Annotated in this window: 17 protein-coding genes; 4 read left to right on the forward strand and 13 right to left on the reverse strand. The window is 61.9% G+C overall.

Going from position 1 to position 14,434, the window contains the following annotated elements:
* Positions 1-46 precede the first annotated feature (46 nt).
* The 3 genes from NKJ23_RS08470 (at position 47) to NKJ23_RS08480 (ending at position 2,624) form a co-directional block, all read left to right on the forward strand.
* A complete protein-coding gene (locus NKJ23_RS08470; protein ID WP_352452114.1) occupies positions 47-997 on the forward strand; it encodes an ABC transporter substrate-binding protein in 951 nt (316 codons plus the stop codon).
* Between the two features lie 71 nt (positions 998-1,068).
* Positions 1,069-1,845: an ABC transporter permease gene (locus tag NKJ23_RS08475; protein ID WP_023676527.1), complete on the forward strand. Its 777-nt coding sequence runs from the start codon at positions 1,069-1,071 to the stop codon at positions 1,843-1,845.
* Positions 1,842-2,624: an ABC transporter ATP-binding protein gene (locus tag NKJ23_RS08480; protein ID WP_352679950.1), complete on the forward strand. Its 783-nt coding sequence runs from the start codon at positions 1,842-1,844 to the stop codon at positions 2,622-2,624. The genes NKJ23_RS08475 and NKJ23_RS08480 overlap by 4 nt, the downstream gene beginning before the upstream one ends.
* Before the next feature lie 26 nt (positions 2,625-2,650).
* On the opposite strand, the gene NKJ23_RS08485 is transcribed toward NKJ23_RS08480, so the two are convergent.
* The 5 genes from NKJ23_RS08485 to NKJ23_RS08505 all read right to left on the reverse strand — a co-directional run bounded on the left by NKJ23_RS08485 (position 2,651) and on the right by NKJ23_RS08505 (position 5,277).
* Complete coding sequence (locus tag NKJ23_RS08485) at positions 2,651-3,142, reverse strand: GNAT family N-acetyltransferase (RefSeq protein WP_352679952.1); 492 nt, start codon at positions 3,140-3,142, stop codon at positions 2,651-2,653.
* Positions 3,139-3,288 carry a type II toxin -antitoxin system TacA 1-like antitoxin gene (locus NKJ23_RS08490; protein WP_352680148.1) on the reverse strand — a complete coding sequence of 50 codons (150 nt, stop codon included), beginning with the start codon at positions 3,286-3,288 and terminating at the stop codon, positions 3,139-3,141. Before NKJ23_RS08490 ends, NKJ23_RS08485 begins: the two co-directional genes overlap by 4 nt.
* A gap of 44 nt (positions 3,289-3,332) precedes the next feature.
* The gene (locus tag NKJ23_RS08495) at positions 3,333-4,271 is read right to left on the reverse strand and encodes a GlxA family transcriptional regulator (RefSeq protein WP_348625928.1); all 939 of its coding nucleotides are present in this window, start codon (positions 4,269-4,271) and stop codon (positions 3,333-3,335) included.
* A 350-nt stretch (positions 4,272-4,621) separates the two neighbouring features.
* On the reverse strand, positions 4,622-4,756 hold the full coding sequence (locus NKJ23_RS08500; RefSeq protein ID WP_013894968.1) for a hypothetical protein: 135 nt from the start codon (positions 4,754-4,756) through the stop codon (positions 4,622-4,624).
* 335 nt (positions 4,757-5,091) lie between these two features.
* A complete protein-coding gene (locus NKJ23_RS08505; protein WP_352452109.1) occupies positions 5,092-5,277 on the reverse strand; it encodes a hypothetical protein in 186 nt (61 codons plus the stop codon).
* Positions 5,278-5,506: 229 nt separating this feature from the next.
* On the opposite strand from NKJ23_RS08505, the gene NKJ23_RS08510 reads away from it, so the two are divergent.
* Positions 5,507-6,406, forward strand: coding sequence for a LysR substrate-binding domain-containing protein (locus NKJ23_RS08510; RefSeq protein WP_023676521.1), 900 nt, complete (start codon positions 5,507-5,509; stop codon positions 6,404-6,406).
* 6 nt (positions 6,407-6,412) lie between these two features.
* Here the strand turns inward: NKJ23_RS08510 and NKJ23_RS08515 are convergent, their stop codons facing one another.
* From NKJ23_RS08515 to NKJ23_RS08550, 8 genes are all read right to left on the reverse strand, one after another.
* Entirely contained in the window at positions 6,413-7,396 is a 984-nt protein-coding gene (locus tag NKJ23_RS08515; RefSeq protein WP_352635637.1) for an alpha/beta hydrolase, read from the reverse strand.
* Between the two features lie 268 nt (positions 7,397-7,664).
* Positions 7,665-7,847, reverse strand: a complete 183-nt coding sequence (locus NKJ23_RS08520) for a hypothetical protein (RefSeq protein WP_352679955.1) — start codon at positions 7,845-7,847, stop codon at positions 7,665-7,667.
* Positions 7,848-8,033: 186 nt separating this feature from the next.
* Entirely contained in the window at positions 8,034-10,103 is a 2,070-nt protein-coding gene (locus tag NKJ23_RS08525; RefSeq protein WP_352679956.1) for an ASKHA domain-containing protein, read from the reverse strand.
* 113 nt (positions 10,104-10,216) lie between these two features.
* Complete coding sequence (locus NKJ23_RS08530; RefSeq protein WP_023676516.1) at positions 10,217-11,191, reverse strand: methyltetrahydrofolate cobalamin methyltransferase; 975 nt, start codon at positions 11,189-11,191, stop codon at positions 10,217-10,219.
* Positions 11,192-11,271: 80 nt separating this feature from the next.
* The gene (locus NKJ23_RS08535; protein WP_023676515.1) at positions 11,272-12,363 is read right to left on the reverse strand and encodes a methylenetetrahydrofolate reductase; all 1,092 of its coding nucleotides are present in this window, start codon (positions 12,361-12,363) and stop codon (positions 11,272-11,274) included.
* Positions 12,360-12,983: a methylenetetrahydrofolate reductase C-terminal domain-containing protein gene (locus tag NKJ23_RS08540; RefSeq protein WP_352454616.1), complete on the reverse strand. Its 624-nt coding sequence runs from the start codon at positions 12,981-12,983 to the stop codon at positions 12,360-12,362. Before NKJ23_RS08540 ends, NKJ23_RS08535 begins: the two co-directional genes overlap by 4 nt.
* A complete protein-coding gene (locus NKJ23_RS08545; protein ID WP_352470289.1) occupies positions 12,976-13,278 on the reverse strand; it encodes a virulence factor in 303 nt (100 codons plus the stop codon). The genes NKJ23_RS08540 and NKJ23_RS08545 overlap by 8 nt, the downstream gene beginning before the upstream one ends.
* A gap of 235 nt (positions 13,279-13,513) precedes the next feature.
* Positions 13,514-14,425 carry a fatty acid desaturase gene (locus NKJ23_RS08550; protein ID WP_352679959.1) on the reverse strand — a complete coding sequence of 304 codons (912 nt, stop codon included), beginning with the start codon at positions 14,423-14,425 and terminating at the stop codon, positions 13,514-13,516.
* Positions 14,426-14,434: the final 9 nt, after the last annotated feature.

Below are 14,434 nucleotides of genomic sequence, written 5' to 3' on the forward strand. Positions count from 1 at the left end.
GTCTGTGACACAATTCCCCATCCGAACACATAAAAGGGGAACCGACATGAACAGGATCGGAATTCTTGCCGCAAGCTTGACGCTTGCCGTCGGATTGTCCGCGCCGGCGATGGCCGCCACATCGGTCAGCATCGGCATCAGTGGATGGACCGGCTTTGCGCCGCTGACGCTCGCCAAGCAGGCCGGCATCTTCGAAAAGCACGGCCTCGACGTCACCTTGAAGAAGGTGCCGCAAGCCAGCCGGCCGCTCGCCATCGCCAGCGGCGACCTGCAATGCGCCGCCACCACGGTCGAGACCTGGCTGGTCTGGAACGCCAATGGCGTGACCACCAAGCAGATATTCCAGCTCGACAAATCCTACGGCGCCGACGGCATCGTCGCCCGCAACGACATAAAGACCGTCGCCGATCTCAAAGGTAAGTCGGTCGCGTCTTCGGCGCCGGGCACCTCGCCCTATTTCATGCTGGCCTGGGTGCTCAACAAGAACGGCATGTCGACCAAGGACGTGACGGTCGTTAACCTGGAGCCGGATGCGGCGGCGCAGGCGTTTCTCGCCGGCCAGAACGATGCGGCGGTCACCTATGAGCCGTTCATCTCGGCGGTGCGCGAAAAGTCCGACCAGGGCCATATCCTTGTGACCACTCTCGACTATCCGATGGTGCTCGATACGGTCGGCTGCACGCCGGAGTTCCTCAAGGCCAATCCGGATGCGGGCAAGGCGCTTGCCGACAGCTATTTCGAGGCACTCGACCTGATCAAGAGCGATCCGGCGAAATCCTATGAGACGATGGGTGCCGACGTGAAGCAGTCGGCCAAGGAATTCGAAGAGTCGGCCAAATACCTGAAATGGGCCGACAAGGCTGAAAACAAGCAGTTCTTCACCAAGGAATTCCAGGACTTTTCCAAGACCGCCGGCGAGCTTCTGCTGCAGATGGGTTTGATCAAGGAAGCGCCTGACGTCTCGACATTGGCCGACACCAGCGCCGTCGCCGACTAACCGGCAGGATTGTCGCCCGGCGGCGGCGCGTGCGCCGCCGCTTTTTCATTCAGATCAGAGGACGGTCGAAGATGCCGCGCCCCTTGCATCCGGTCTCGCCGGGCATTCGAACCGTGCTCGGCATTTCGTTCTTCGTGCTGTTCGTGGCGTTCTGGGCGTGGATCACGCTTGGCGGCCACGTCAATCGCATTTTCCTTGCCGATCCGCTGTCGATGGTGAGAGACGGTTGGCGGCTGCTGGTCGAGGACCGCTTCTGGCTCGACATCCTTATCACCATCTGGCGCGTCTTCGGCGGGTTCCTGATGGCGGCCATCGTTGCCGTGCCGCTCGGCATCGTGATGGGTGCCTGGAAGCCCGTGGAGGCGTTCCTGGAGCCGTTCGTCTCCTTCGCCCGCTATCTGCCGGCATCGGCCTTCATCCCGCTGCTCATACTGTGGGCGGGCGTTGGCGAGCTCGAAAAACTGCTGGTGATCTTCGTCGGCTCGGTGTTCCAGATCATCCTGATCATCGCGGTCAAGGTCGGCGGCACACGGCGCGACCTGGTCGAGGCGGCCTACACGCTTGGCTCGTCCGACAACGGCATCGTGCGGCGCGTGATCATGCCGGCCAATGCGCCGGAGATTGCCGAGACCCTGCGGCTGGTGCTCGGCTGGGCCTGGACCTATGTCATCGTCGCCGAGCTGATCGGCTCGTCGTCGGGCATCGGCTACATGATCATCAACAGCCAGTCGCGGCTGGCGACAGGGCAGATCATCTTCGGCATCATCGTCATCGGCCTGATCGGGCTGTTGTCCGATTTCGCCTTCAAGGCGCTCAACCGTTGGCTGTTTCCATGGAGCCTGGCGTGAGCAAGCTGCTCATCGAAGGCGTCTCGCGCACCTTCGCCGGTGTCGGCGGTGGGCAGCCGGTCAAGGCGCTGATGCCGATCGATCTGGCGGTCGCCGCCAACGACTTCATCACCATCCTGGGGCCATCCGGCTGTGGAAAGTCGACGCTGCTCAGGATCGTCGCCGGCCTCGAAGCGCCGAGTGGGGGACGTGTTCTGCTCGACGGCAGGGTGGTGGACCGGCCCGGTCCAGACCGCGGCATGGTTTTCCAGTCCTATACGCTGTTTCCGTGGCTGACGGTCGCCGAGAACATCGCCTTCGGCCTGCGCGAACGTGGAATGGCCGAGCACGAGCGCAGCGAAATCGTCGCTTCTTACGTCGATCTCGTCGGGCTGAGAGGTTTTGAAAACCATTGGCCGAAGCAGCTTTCCGGCGGCATGCAGCAGCGCACCGCGATTGCCCGGGCACTGGCCAACGATCCGGAGATCCTGCTGCTCGACGAGCCGTTCGGCGCACTCGACAACCAGACCCGCGGGCTGATGCAGGAACTGCTTCTCGGCATCTGGGAGCGCCGGCAAAAAACGGTGCTGTTCGTCACCCACGACATCGAGGAGGCGATCTTCATGGCGTCGCGCGTGGTCGTGATGACGGCACGGCCGGGCTGCATCAAATCGGACGTTGCCGTCGACCTGCCGCATCCGCGCCACTACACGCTGAAGACCAGCCCGGAGTTTTCGGCACTGAAGGCGCGGCTGACAGAAGATATCCGCGTCGAGGCGATGCGCACGGCGCAGATATAGTCGGGTCAGCAAGGCGCCTGAACGGCTCAGAGACTTCGTAAGTCCTTGATAAGCACGTAAAGATGCAGCGGGTCCGTCGGCGATTGCGCGAATCCGTAGCGCTCGTAAAACGTGCGGGCGCCGTCGTTCTTGGCGTGGACGACGACCGCGCGGATACCTGCAATATCGGCCGCCTGCAAACTGCGCAGGACGGCATCGCGCAACAGTCCGCCGCCGACGCCTTTGCCTTGCCAGTCCAGACCGACCGCAAGACGCGCCAGCAGCATTGCAGGCACCGGATGGCGTGCGAGCCCTTTCGTCGATCGCTCGGGCGCACCCTCATATTTAACTTCATCAACGACCAGGGTATAAAAGCCGATCACATCTTCGCCAGAGAGACCAATGTAGGTCTGCGAAGCATTGGCTTGCTGGTTTTGGAATGCATAGCGTACGAGAAAGTGATTGAGCGGTTCTTCACCGCAGTCGAACATGTCCAGCAAATGCTTGCGGGCCAGTTTCTCGATCTGGAATTCGCTCACGCTGGATCGCGACCGGAAAAGATGCTTGGTTCGTTCAATAGGCGCTTGAGGCGGGGGAGATCACGCGTTGGCGCGTCGAGCGCTGCCATGAACGCGACCCATTTTTCGGCGTCGAGATGAAAGCTGCGCCGGTCACATTTCGCCAGACAATGTCATGACAATTTCGGCCGCGCCCGCGAAACGTGCTGGATCAAGCCGCCAGAAGCTGCTTGCGGTCGACGCGTTCCTGTTGCGGCGAGCGGGCGTACAACTCGCGATAGCATTTGGAGAAATGCGAGGCGGAAACAAAGCCGCAGGCGACCGCCACTTCGACCACCGGCAACGACGACTGGATCAGCAGGTGCCGGGCGCGGTCGAGGCGGATCTCCAGATAGTAACGGGCAGGGGAGCGCCCCATCTCGGTGCGGAACAGGCGCTCAATCTGCCGGCGCGACAGGTCGACATGGTCAGCGACCTCGATCAGCGAGAGCGGCTCGGAGAGATTGGCTTCCATCAGCTCGATAATGGTCAGAACCTTGGAATTCTGCACGCCAAGGCGGGCGCGCAGCGGCAGGCGCTGGCGGTCGGTCGGGCTGCGCACGCGATCAGTCAGCACCTGCTCGCAGACGCGGTTGACGAGGCTTTCGTCGAAATCGTCGCCGATCAGCTTCAGCATCATGTCGAGCGCGGCGGTGCCGCCGGCGCAGGTGTAGATGTTCTGGTCGATCTCGAAGAGGTCGGCGAAGACATTGGCCTTGGGGAACGCCTCGGAAAAGCCCGGCAGGTTCTCCCAATGGATGGCGCAGCGCTTGTTGGACAGCAGGCCTGCGGCGGCCAGGATATGCGCGCCGGTGCACAGGCCGCCGACGGCAACGCCGCGATTGTACTCCTCGCGCAACCAGGCAAAGGCCGATTTGTTCTGGTAGCGCTCGACATTGATGCCGCTGCAGACGATGGCCATGTTCGGCCGGTCCGGTCCGGACATTTTCTTGCGCTCTTCCTCCAGCGAGGTGTTGACGGCGCATTCGACGCCGTTCGAGGCGCGCACCGGCTTGCCGTCGATGCTGGCGAGCCGCCAGCGATAGGCTTCATAGCCGAGCATGCGGTTGGCCGAACGCAACGGATCGAGCGCCGTCGCGAAGGCGATCATGGTGAAATCGGGGACCAGGAAGAATACGAACGATCGCCGGATCGGGTGCTTTACGACGTTCACGGGTAGATCCTCACGCTGCAATGGCGCGAACAGGATGTCGCGATTAGCATAGCGACATCAGGAAAGACGTTTCCTGTCAATTGGCTAGATCGCAACGGAACGACTTTATTTGCGACACGGGTCGCAAATGGGCGATCGCTATGCGGCGAAGGACGCGACATGCCGCCGGATCGACCAAACGAGCCTACGCAGGCTGCGCACACGAAAACGCCGCCTCGGCAAAACCGAAGCGGCGCTGGATCGACTTCGAAGCAGCGCTAGGCTGCTTCCGCCGGGATTGCCGCGTCTCAGGCGACGAAGCCGAGGCGCGCGGCAGCCATGGCACCGGTCTGGCCAGGCATGGTGTTGGCCAGGCGCTGGCGCTCGAGCGCGGTCGTCAGGTTCATTTCGCGACGGGCAAAGAGGCGGGCAAAAAGCTTCATGATCATCTCCATTCGGTTGCTCAGACGGGTCGCCTTCGCTTGATGGAGTGGGGCAGCTCGTTTGTTGATGATGATATAGGCTTACGTGAGGGGAAACTAAATCGCAAAAGCGAAGCACTTGATATGAAAAGCGACACGGAATGCGACAAATTTGGGCATTCTGCCCAGGATTTTCGATTATTTACAATGTGTTGATTGCCAGTGCGGGCTGCTATGCGACTTGCTCATATGCGGCATGCGAAGGCAACATGGCTCGGGAAAATCATTGGAGTACAAACAAAAAGGCCTGCCGGGCTGATCTGCGCGGCAGGCCTTCAGCTGTTGATACACACGGTTTACTTTGCTCCAGCCCAGGATCCCACACCATGGCGAGTGCCGGCCTTGGCATCGGCAGCTTCGGGCCAGCCGATATCCTTCTGCAGTTCAATCGGCAGCGCGCGGATGGCGCGTTCCGTCTGGTAGCGGGCACGGGCCTCGCTGAACTCGGTCGCGATCCGACCGATGGATGACAGGATAGACATCTCATTCTCCTTCGCGTTGGGCCGGGTTGTCCCGGCGCTTGCAGCGTCAGGCGGTACACCGGGTTTGTTTCAGCTTCATTTCGTGTCGATTGCAGGTCCGTGTCATGGTTGTTTCGGGACCACTTCGATGCGTCCTGCCTTCGATGGAGTTGACTATCCTCCCAAACTGATGTTCAATCAAACGAAATGGAATGATGGTTTGCATCAGAAAAATTGAAGGTCGCTTGCCATGAACGCCCCACTCAATCATCCGCTGCCGCTGCTCGATCTCGATGTTCTGCGCACTTTCGTCGCAATCGCCGAGACCGGCAGCTTCACCACTGCGGCCAATGCGGTCTTCCGCACGCCGTCGGCCGTCTCCATGCAGATCAAGAAGCTGGAGGACATTCTCGGCCGCTCGGTGTTCGCGCGCGACGCCCGTTCGGTGACGCTGACCACCGATGGCGAGATGCTGCTCGGCTATGCGCGCCGGCTGCTGTCGATCAATCGCGAGGTGGTGTCGAAGTTCATCATTCCAGACATTGTCGGGGTGGTGCGGCTCGGCTCGCCGGACGATTACGGCGAACGTGTGCTGCCGCATGTGCTGAAGCGGTTCGCACAGTCGCATCCATCGATCGCGGTCGACGTCACCATCGACCAGAGCGTCAATCTGCGCCGGCGCATGGACGACCGGGCGCTCGACATCACGTTGCTCACCAACTCCTACAAGACCAGCGCGATCGGCGCCGAAGTGCTGCTCACCGAGCCGATCGTCTGGGCCGGTGCCAAGGGCGGTTGCGCGCATCTGCGTGAGCCGCTGCCGGTCTCATTGTGGGAAGAGGGGTGTGCCTGGCGGGCAGGGGCATTGGAGGCGCTTGGCCGCGAGGGCCGCAACTACCGTATCGCCTATATGAGCGCACACACGGCCGGCCAGCGCGCCGCGATCATGGCGGATCTTGCGGTGGCGCCGCTGCCGAAATCCTTCCTCGGCAGCGACATGGTCGAGCTGTGCCCGAAGGACGGCATGCCTGACATCGGCACCTACAATCTGGCCATGGTGGTGACGCCGGACGCCAGCGCGCCGGTGAAGGCAGTCGCCGATCATATCCGCGCGACGTTTGAGATGTTCAGGGAAACTGGGAAGTTCTGACCCAAACTACGACCTGAGCGGCGCAACCAGATCGCGAGGGGTTCCGTCGCGGTCTGTCCTCTGCAGCGACAACTCTCCTGCCTTGGCATGGTAACTGTCAGTTTCGTTGGTCAAGAAGGCCACTATACTGTCCCGCGCGCGTCGCGCCTCCGGCATGTCGATCAACGGCCAGACATGGAACATGCCTTGCTCGTGGACGATCTCAATTTCGACGCCGGCCGCGCGCGCCTTTTCCGCGAAGATCAGATTGTCGGGGGTGAGCAGATCGCGTGAACCGGTCAGCAGCAGCGTTTTGGGCAGCACCGACAGGTCGCCGTAAACCGGGCTGATCCGCCAGTCGGTGGGATCTATGCCGGCGCTGTAAAGTCGGATCGCCTCGCGGCCGCCGGCAATGCCCAGCCACGGATCGTTGCGTTCGGCCTCATACATTTCTGGGTTGGCGAGCGACACGTCGAGACCGGGCGAAATCAGCACGTGGCGTGATGGCAAGGGCAGGCCATTTTGCGCAGCCATCATCGTCAGCACGACGGCCATGTTTCCGCCGGCGGAATCGCCCATGAAGATGATGTCATTCGCGCTGGTTTCGCCGAACATCAGGCGGTAGACGGCGCCGACCATACCAAACATGGCGTGGAAATCGTGTTCGGGAGCAATGGGATAGATCGGCACAGTGATACCGAACCCGAGACGGTCGGCCATGTCGGCGATCAGCCGCCAATGATAGGGGGTGATTTCGAAGACGTAAGCGCCGCCGTGCAGGTAGAGAATCCGCTTCCGCTCGCCAGCCTTGGGCGCGATCTCGTAGACGGGAAAGCCGTTGATCGTGCGGGTTGTGATCTCCAGGCGTGACCGCAGCGACGCAGGCGGCTGATGGTTTTCCGTCTTGCGCGCATAGGCGATCCAGCGCTGCAGGTTCTCGGGGCTGGAAAACGCCTTCTTGCGGCTGTACCTGAGGACGAACGACACGACGTGGCTTTTGAGACTGGGCATGCAGATACACGGACTTCGGCTGAGCCGATTAAGAGAACCCCCGACTATTTCGAAGATTGTGTCGCCACCAAAAAAGTCAAGATTGATGCAATCTCAACACGGTCGTTTGATCCCAGCTGTCGACAAAGCGTCCGGCCATGAAGTCTCTGGCCTACCGGCGCAGCTCAACGCCGCGGCAGCAACGCGGCGCGCAGCCAATTGCTGGGTGCAGCCGGAGCCGCATTGCGGCTCCGGCGAATACCGAGCAGCTTGCATTTGTCGATGAATTTCATCCGCGCTGCATGTCCCATCCGACCGAAAGCTGCCTTTCGCTCGAACGCGGCGACACCGGCCAGCCAATGTCCTTTTGGATCTCAGGCGGCAAGCTGTTGAGGATGCGCAGCGACTTGCGCGCTTCGCGTGTTTTCTTGAAGGCCGCACCATAGCGGCCGAGGCTTTCGAACATCGACATCTTGATCTCCTTGGAGCGTTGCGGTGGCCGAAAACTGTTTCCGCCTGCCGTTCGATGTCGGTTAAATGCTCCGCCTATGTATCTGGCGGATTTCACGAAAACGCGATTTCGTTTCCAGATCGGCGCGATCTGGAAACATTTGCATACAAATGAAAATGGAAGGTCTGACAGCCTAGCGGAGGCGAGTCATCCCCGCCCGCGCCGCGCGGCGTGGCCTTCGCGCGAACGCCGCCGCGGGGCTGCGTCGCCGGCAATGCCGTCTTCGCTCACCGTCTTGCGCGGCGGCAGTTTCACCGCCGCCGACAGCTTGGGAAACGGGTCGATCTTGTTCGGGAGCGCCATGGCATAAACGAAATGTTCCTGGAATTTCGGCTCCAGCGCCGTCTCGATCTTCTCGATCTTGCTAACGGTTTCCTCGATCTCGCGGCGATAGCCACGGTTCAACAGCGCCATGCGGGCGCCGGCGCCGGCCGCATTGCCAACGGCCGAGACCTTGTCGAGGTCGCAATCCGGAATCAGGCCCAGCACCATTGCGTATTTCGGGTCGATGAACGAGCCGAATGCGCCGGCGAAGTGGATGCGGTCGATATGATCGGTGTGCTGCTTTTCCATCAAAAGCTTGGTGCCGGCATAAAGGGCGGCCTTGGCAAGCTGGATAGCGCGCACATCTGTCTGGGTGATGGTGATCTTGGGCTCGCCTTCCTTCAGCACATAGGAGAAGGTGCGGCCATTGGCGACGACGCGAGGCGAGTGGTCGCTCAGCGATCCATCGACGACGCCGTCCTCGGAGATGATGCCGGCGAGATACATCTCGGCGACCACCTCGATGATGCCGGAGCCGCAAATACCGGTGACGCCGGTCGCCTGCACGCTGTCGAGGAAGCCCGGCTCGTCGGACCAGAGTTCCGAGCCGATGACGCGGTATTTCGGTTCGAGCGTTTCAGGATCGATGCGGACGCGCTCGATGGCACCCGGTGCGGCGCGCTGGCCACCGGAGATTTCCGCACCTTCGAAGGCCGGGCCAGTTGGCGATGAGGCCGCCACGACCCGCTGGCGATTGCCGAGCACGATCTCGGCATTGGTGCCGACATCGACGATCAGCATCATCTCGTCCTGGCGGTGCGGCCCTTCCGACAGCGTCACTGCGGCAGCGTCCGCGCCGACATGGCCGGCAATGCAAGGAAGCATATAGAGCCTGGCGCCCTGGTTGAGCTTCAAACCGATATCCGATGCCTTGATGTGCACGGCGCCGGAGACGGCTAGCGCGAAGGGGGCGCCGCCGAGCTCGGTCGGATCGATGCCGAGGAACAGATGGTGCATGATCGGATTGCCGACGAACACGGAATCCAGGATGTCGTTGCGTTGGACGTTGCCATCGGTGCAGACCTTGTCCACAAGCCCCGAAATGGCCTCGCGCACGGCGACCGTCATGCCCTCGCGGCCGTCCGGGTTCATCATCACGTACGAGACACGGCTCATCAGATCCTCGCCGAAGCGGATCTGCGGATTGGATGTGCCCGACGAGGCGGCGACGCGGCCCGACAGCAACGACACCAGATGCATGGCGATCGTGGTCGAGCCGATATCGCAGGCAAGTCCGTACGCCTCGTTCTTGAGGCCGGGCCACAAAGCGATGACTCGTGCGGTCTCGCTGTCGGTGTCCTTGTGGATGGCGGCGGTCGCGGTCCAGTTGCCTTTGCGCAAAATGCCTTGCACCTGCGGCAACAGATGGAAATCGAAATCGAGGCTCTTGAGGCCCCAGTCCTTCATCAGCGCGATCTTCAGACGGTCGAGGTCGCCGAGCGGCTTGTGCATGTCGGGTTCTTCGATCTCGACATAGCACATGCGGATTGCCGCATCGCGGGCGATGACCCTGGTGTCGGCGTCCTTGCGGATGGTCTGCGCGTTGATGACGGTGTCCTGCGGCACGTCGACGACGAGATCGCCGAGAATCTGCGCCGAGCAGGACAGCCGGCGGCGCTCGGGCAGGCCGCGTACGCGTTCGTAGCGCTCTTCCTTAGCGCCCTTGGGCGAGAGGTGATCGTTGGAGGAAACGATCTTGTGCTTGGCGAAATTACCTTCCTGCACCTCGATCTGGCAACGCCCGCAAGTGGCACGCCCGCCGCACACGCTCTCGACATAGACACCGAGCTGGCGCGCGGCGTCCAGAACCGGCGTGCCGACCGGAAACCGCCCGCGCTTGCCCGACGGCATGAACAGCACGAGCGGATCGGTGATGTTGACGGGAGAGTTCATACGTTCCAGACTTTACTTTCTACGCAGCTCGGGTCTTGGCTACGGCAGCGATGCCCCTATGTCTCGGTTCCTCCCCAGTCCTAGGCCCCATATCGTGTCGGCCAAGACCTGGCTCAACCCCGGGCCATACGCGCTTCACGGCCGCCGCGCCTGCGTCCGCCATTGCCATTGCCATCGCCCGGCGCGTTGACCTGCGTCCGGGCGGCAACGGCCTGGCCGCCTTCAGCAGGCTTGTAGTCCTTGTAGGTCCTGATCCAGTTGGTGCAGTTCTCGTCGGTGCCGTTCAGCACGTTGGCGCCACGCACCGCTTCCATTTCCTGCGGCCGCACCGGGTTCATGATCGCCGAGGTCATGCCGGCGCCGATCACCATCGGGATGAAGGCGGCGTTGATGCCATGACGGTGCGGCAGGCCGAATGAGATGTTGGAGAGGCCGCAGGTGGTGTTGACCTTGAGCTCCTCGCGCAGCCGGCGTAGCAGGGCAAATACCTGGCGGCCGGCATCGCCCAGCGCGCCGATCGGCATGACCAGCGGGTCGACGACCACATCATGCGCCGGAATGCCGAAGTCGGCACAGCGCTGAACGATCTTCTTGGCGACGGCGAAGCGCACATCGGGGTCCATCGAAATACCGGTCTCGTCGTTGGAAATGGCGACGACGGGAACGTTGTATTTCTTGATCAACGGCAGGATGGCTTCGAGCTTTTCCTCCTCGCCGGTGACGGAATTGACCAGCGGCCGGCCTTTGGCGACCTTCAGCGCCGCTTCGATTGCCGCAGTCACGGAGGAGTCGATCGACAACGGCAGGTCGACTAGGCCTTGCACGATCTCCAGCGTCTGCACCAGCAGCGCCGGCTCGGTGGCGTTGGGATCAACTGCAGTGACGCCGGCATTGACGTCGAGCATGGTCGCCCCACAGGCGGCCTGTTCCAGCGCATCCTTGATGACGGTCTCAAAATTGCCGGCGATCATTTCGGCGGCCAGTTTCTTACGGCCGGTCGGGTTGATGCGCTCGCCGATCACGCAGAAGGGCTGATCGAAGCCGATGATGATTTCTCGTGTCGCCGAGGCGACGATGGTGCGGGTCATGAAATCTCTCCATCGTGATATAAAGAGTTCTTTATATCGTTATCTGTTTCTGATCAAGCGAATGCTGACGATTCGCGCTGTCAATGCGCGGTCTTGACCATGTCGACCTGGGTTTCGGTGAGGTCGTCATGCAGTATGTGGTCGAGCCGGTCGGCAACGAGCTGGTCGTCGCGGCGGATTTCGCGTTTCCACGGCCGGCGACCCTTCAGCACGCCAGATTCGTCGACGATCTCAGCGACGTATTCTTCCTGGCGATAGGCCATCACATGGACGCCGGACACACCGGGAATTTCCTTCACCTCATTGATGATGTCGATGCAGAGCTGCTTGCCTTCCTTCTTCTGATCCTGAGCGCCTTCCAGGCGCTTGACGATCTGATCGGGAATGTGAATGCCCGGTACGTTGGAGCGGATCCATTTGGCCGTCTTGGCCGAGGCCAGCGGCCCGACGCCGCACAGGATGAAACATTTCTCGGTATAGCCGAGATCGCGGACCTTCTGCATGTAGGTGCGGAACATCGGTACGTCGAAGCAGTACTGGCTCTGCACGAACTGTGCCCCGGCGGCGATCTTCTTGCCCAGCCGATAGGGCCGGAAATCGATCGGCGGCGCAAACGGGTTGATCGCCGCGCCAAGGAAAAGCTGCGGCGGAGTCGTGAGTTTGCGGCCGGACAGGAATTTGCCGTTATCGCGCATAACGCGGCAGGTTTCGAGCAGCGACATGCAGTCGAGATCGAACACCGGCTTGGCGCCGGGCTGGTCGCCGGCCTGCACGCCGTCGCCGGTCAGGCACAGCATGTTGGCGACGCCCATCGCAGCACCCCCAAGCACGTCGCCCTGGATGGCGATGCGGTTCCGGTCGCGGCAGGCGATCTGCATGATCGGGGCATAGCCCATGCGGGTCAGCAGCGCGCAGATGCCGACCGACGACATGTGGCAGTTGGCGCCGGAAGCGTCGACGGCATTGATGGCGTCGACCCAGCCGTCGAAAATCCTGGCGCGGTTGTAGACGTCTTCCGGATCGGCGCTGTCGGGCGGATTGAGCTCGGTCGTCACTGCGAACTCGCCGCGCCTGAGGACGCGTTCCAGCCGGCCACGCGAGGTGTGGCCGGGCAGGGGATCGAGCGGCAAATGGATGCCGGCCGGATTCTCGTCTGGCTGACGGCCGATCATGCCGATGCTCCGGTCTTCGTAGTATTCCGGGCCGCATTGCGGGCGGCCGCGGCCTGCGCGGTGACCCGCAGCCAGGCGGAAGTTTCGCGCAAGGACTGATCCACCGGCTTCTGCACTTCCAAAATCTTGTCGCCATGCACCATGTTCCGCGAGCCTTCCCAGGCTTTGACCCAGACGCAAGGCATGTCAGGCTCGACCTCGCAATTGCCGTTGGCGCGGACACCGCCACAAGGGCCGTTGCGCAATTGCTTGGGGCAGTTCATTGGGCACGACATGCCGGTCGAGGAAAGGATGCACTGGCCGCACATGCGGCAGTCGAACATGAATCCCTTGACGCGCTTTTCGACGAATTTCACAGGCCCTTCGACACGGCTGTAGCCGATGCCCTTCCACAGCGGATGGAGGAGCAGGAACATGTCGGCGAATTTGCCGTAGAACCATTCGAGCAGCCGCGAATGCCGCACAGACCAAAGGCGCACCGCGAAAGAGCGCTGCACACGCCGCTGCGGCGACACGTCGGCCGGCTTGTAGTCGGATTTCGGCGCCGCCTTCTTGACGATGGTCGCCTGGGTCACGCCGGCTTGAGCCGTCGTCGCCGGCATTGATTGGGGATCAGACATTCTCTTTGCCCCCCGCCTTGACCAGAGCGACCAGCCGCTCACGGTCGTATTTCGCATCAAGTTCCTGAAGAGCCTTCTCGGCCTCGGCTTCAAGATCGTCACTGACCGGGAGGGGTTCTGCCTTGTGCCATTCGGCAAGATAGTCGTCGGTGCCGCCAGCGCCGGTGCGCATGGCGCACATGTCGATCGCCTCGGTGAAGCGCAGCGGCAGTTCGCGCTTGGCGTTCTGCCGGCCCTTCTTGACGATGACCTGGGCGGGGATGTCGCGCCAGTAGACGACGATCAGATCGGCCACAATTTCCTGCTCCTGCAGAGCGCCGTGCGTCCAATCGGACGCACAAACGATGCTCTACCATTTAACTCCGCTGCATCGTGCTCTCCGAAGATCGATTCCGATCTTTTGGCCAATGCAGTGGTTTCGAGCATTGCCGGAAGCGCTGTTGGGCTGCTTGTTATGGGACGACGCGGGGGCCTTCAAAAGCGACGCAATCGACGGCCGCGGTTGAAAGCGGAGTTTCTTCCAGCACTGGTCAGCCGGCGCGGCCATCGTAGCTGCCGACCAGCTTCCTGTGGAAGCGCACGTAACCTCGTTCGGTCGTGCGTAAATGCTCCGCGACGATGTCATGGAAGCGCGGCAGGCGGTGGAAGGGAACGGCCGGATAGGAATGGTGCTCGGAATGGTACGGCATATTCCAAGCCACGAAGCGCACCAGCCTTGTGGTGAAGGTGGTGCGGGTGTTCTCGAGCATGTTGGCGACATGTGGGCACAACGCGTGCTCGGCCAGCAGGTAGGCACGCAAAAACGGCTGTCCGACCAGCACCGGCACGATCCAGACCCACAACAGCAGCGCCGACTGCGCGGCGAGCGATGCGGCCAGCAATGCCGCATAGCCGATCAGGAACTGCCGTGCTTCGGCAACCACCTTGCCGCGGCGCTTTTCCGGCACAAAGCCGTCGCGGTTGCGGCCCGCCGCATTGGTTGCGATCACACGGCCCATGGCGATCCAATAGGGGCCGCCTGACAGATAGCGCAGATATTGGCTGATGGTCTCCGGCTTCGGGGCCATCAGTTCGGGGTCGTTGTCCGGGTCGTGCGTATGGCGGTGATGGGCGAAATGGAAATAGCGGAACCATGCCGGCGGCAGCAGGATAAGGAAGCCGGCCACGGCGGCGATGGTGCGATTGAGCCGCGCCGTTCTGAACGCAGTTTCATGGATGGTCTCGTGCAACGGCGTGAAGAAGAAGACGATCAGGATTCCCTGCGGCAAGACGAGCGCGGGCCAGAACGGGATGCGAGCGGCGATCAGCGCGCCTAGCAGGATAACCAGCCCGGCATGGACCGCCAGCCGGACAATGCCTGGCCGGTCAACCCTGGCGGTGAGGTCGCGACGGTCCTCGACCGAAAGGCCGGCAATGATGGTGCGGTGGTCGATGTCGCTCATGATGCAATG

The organism is Mesorhizobium sp. M0184 (genome assembly GCF_040322215.1).
Taxonomy (GTDB): domain Bacteria; phylum Pseudomonadota; class Alphaproteobacteria; order Rhizobiales; family Rhizobiaceae; genus Mesorhizobium.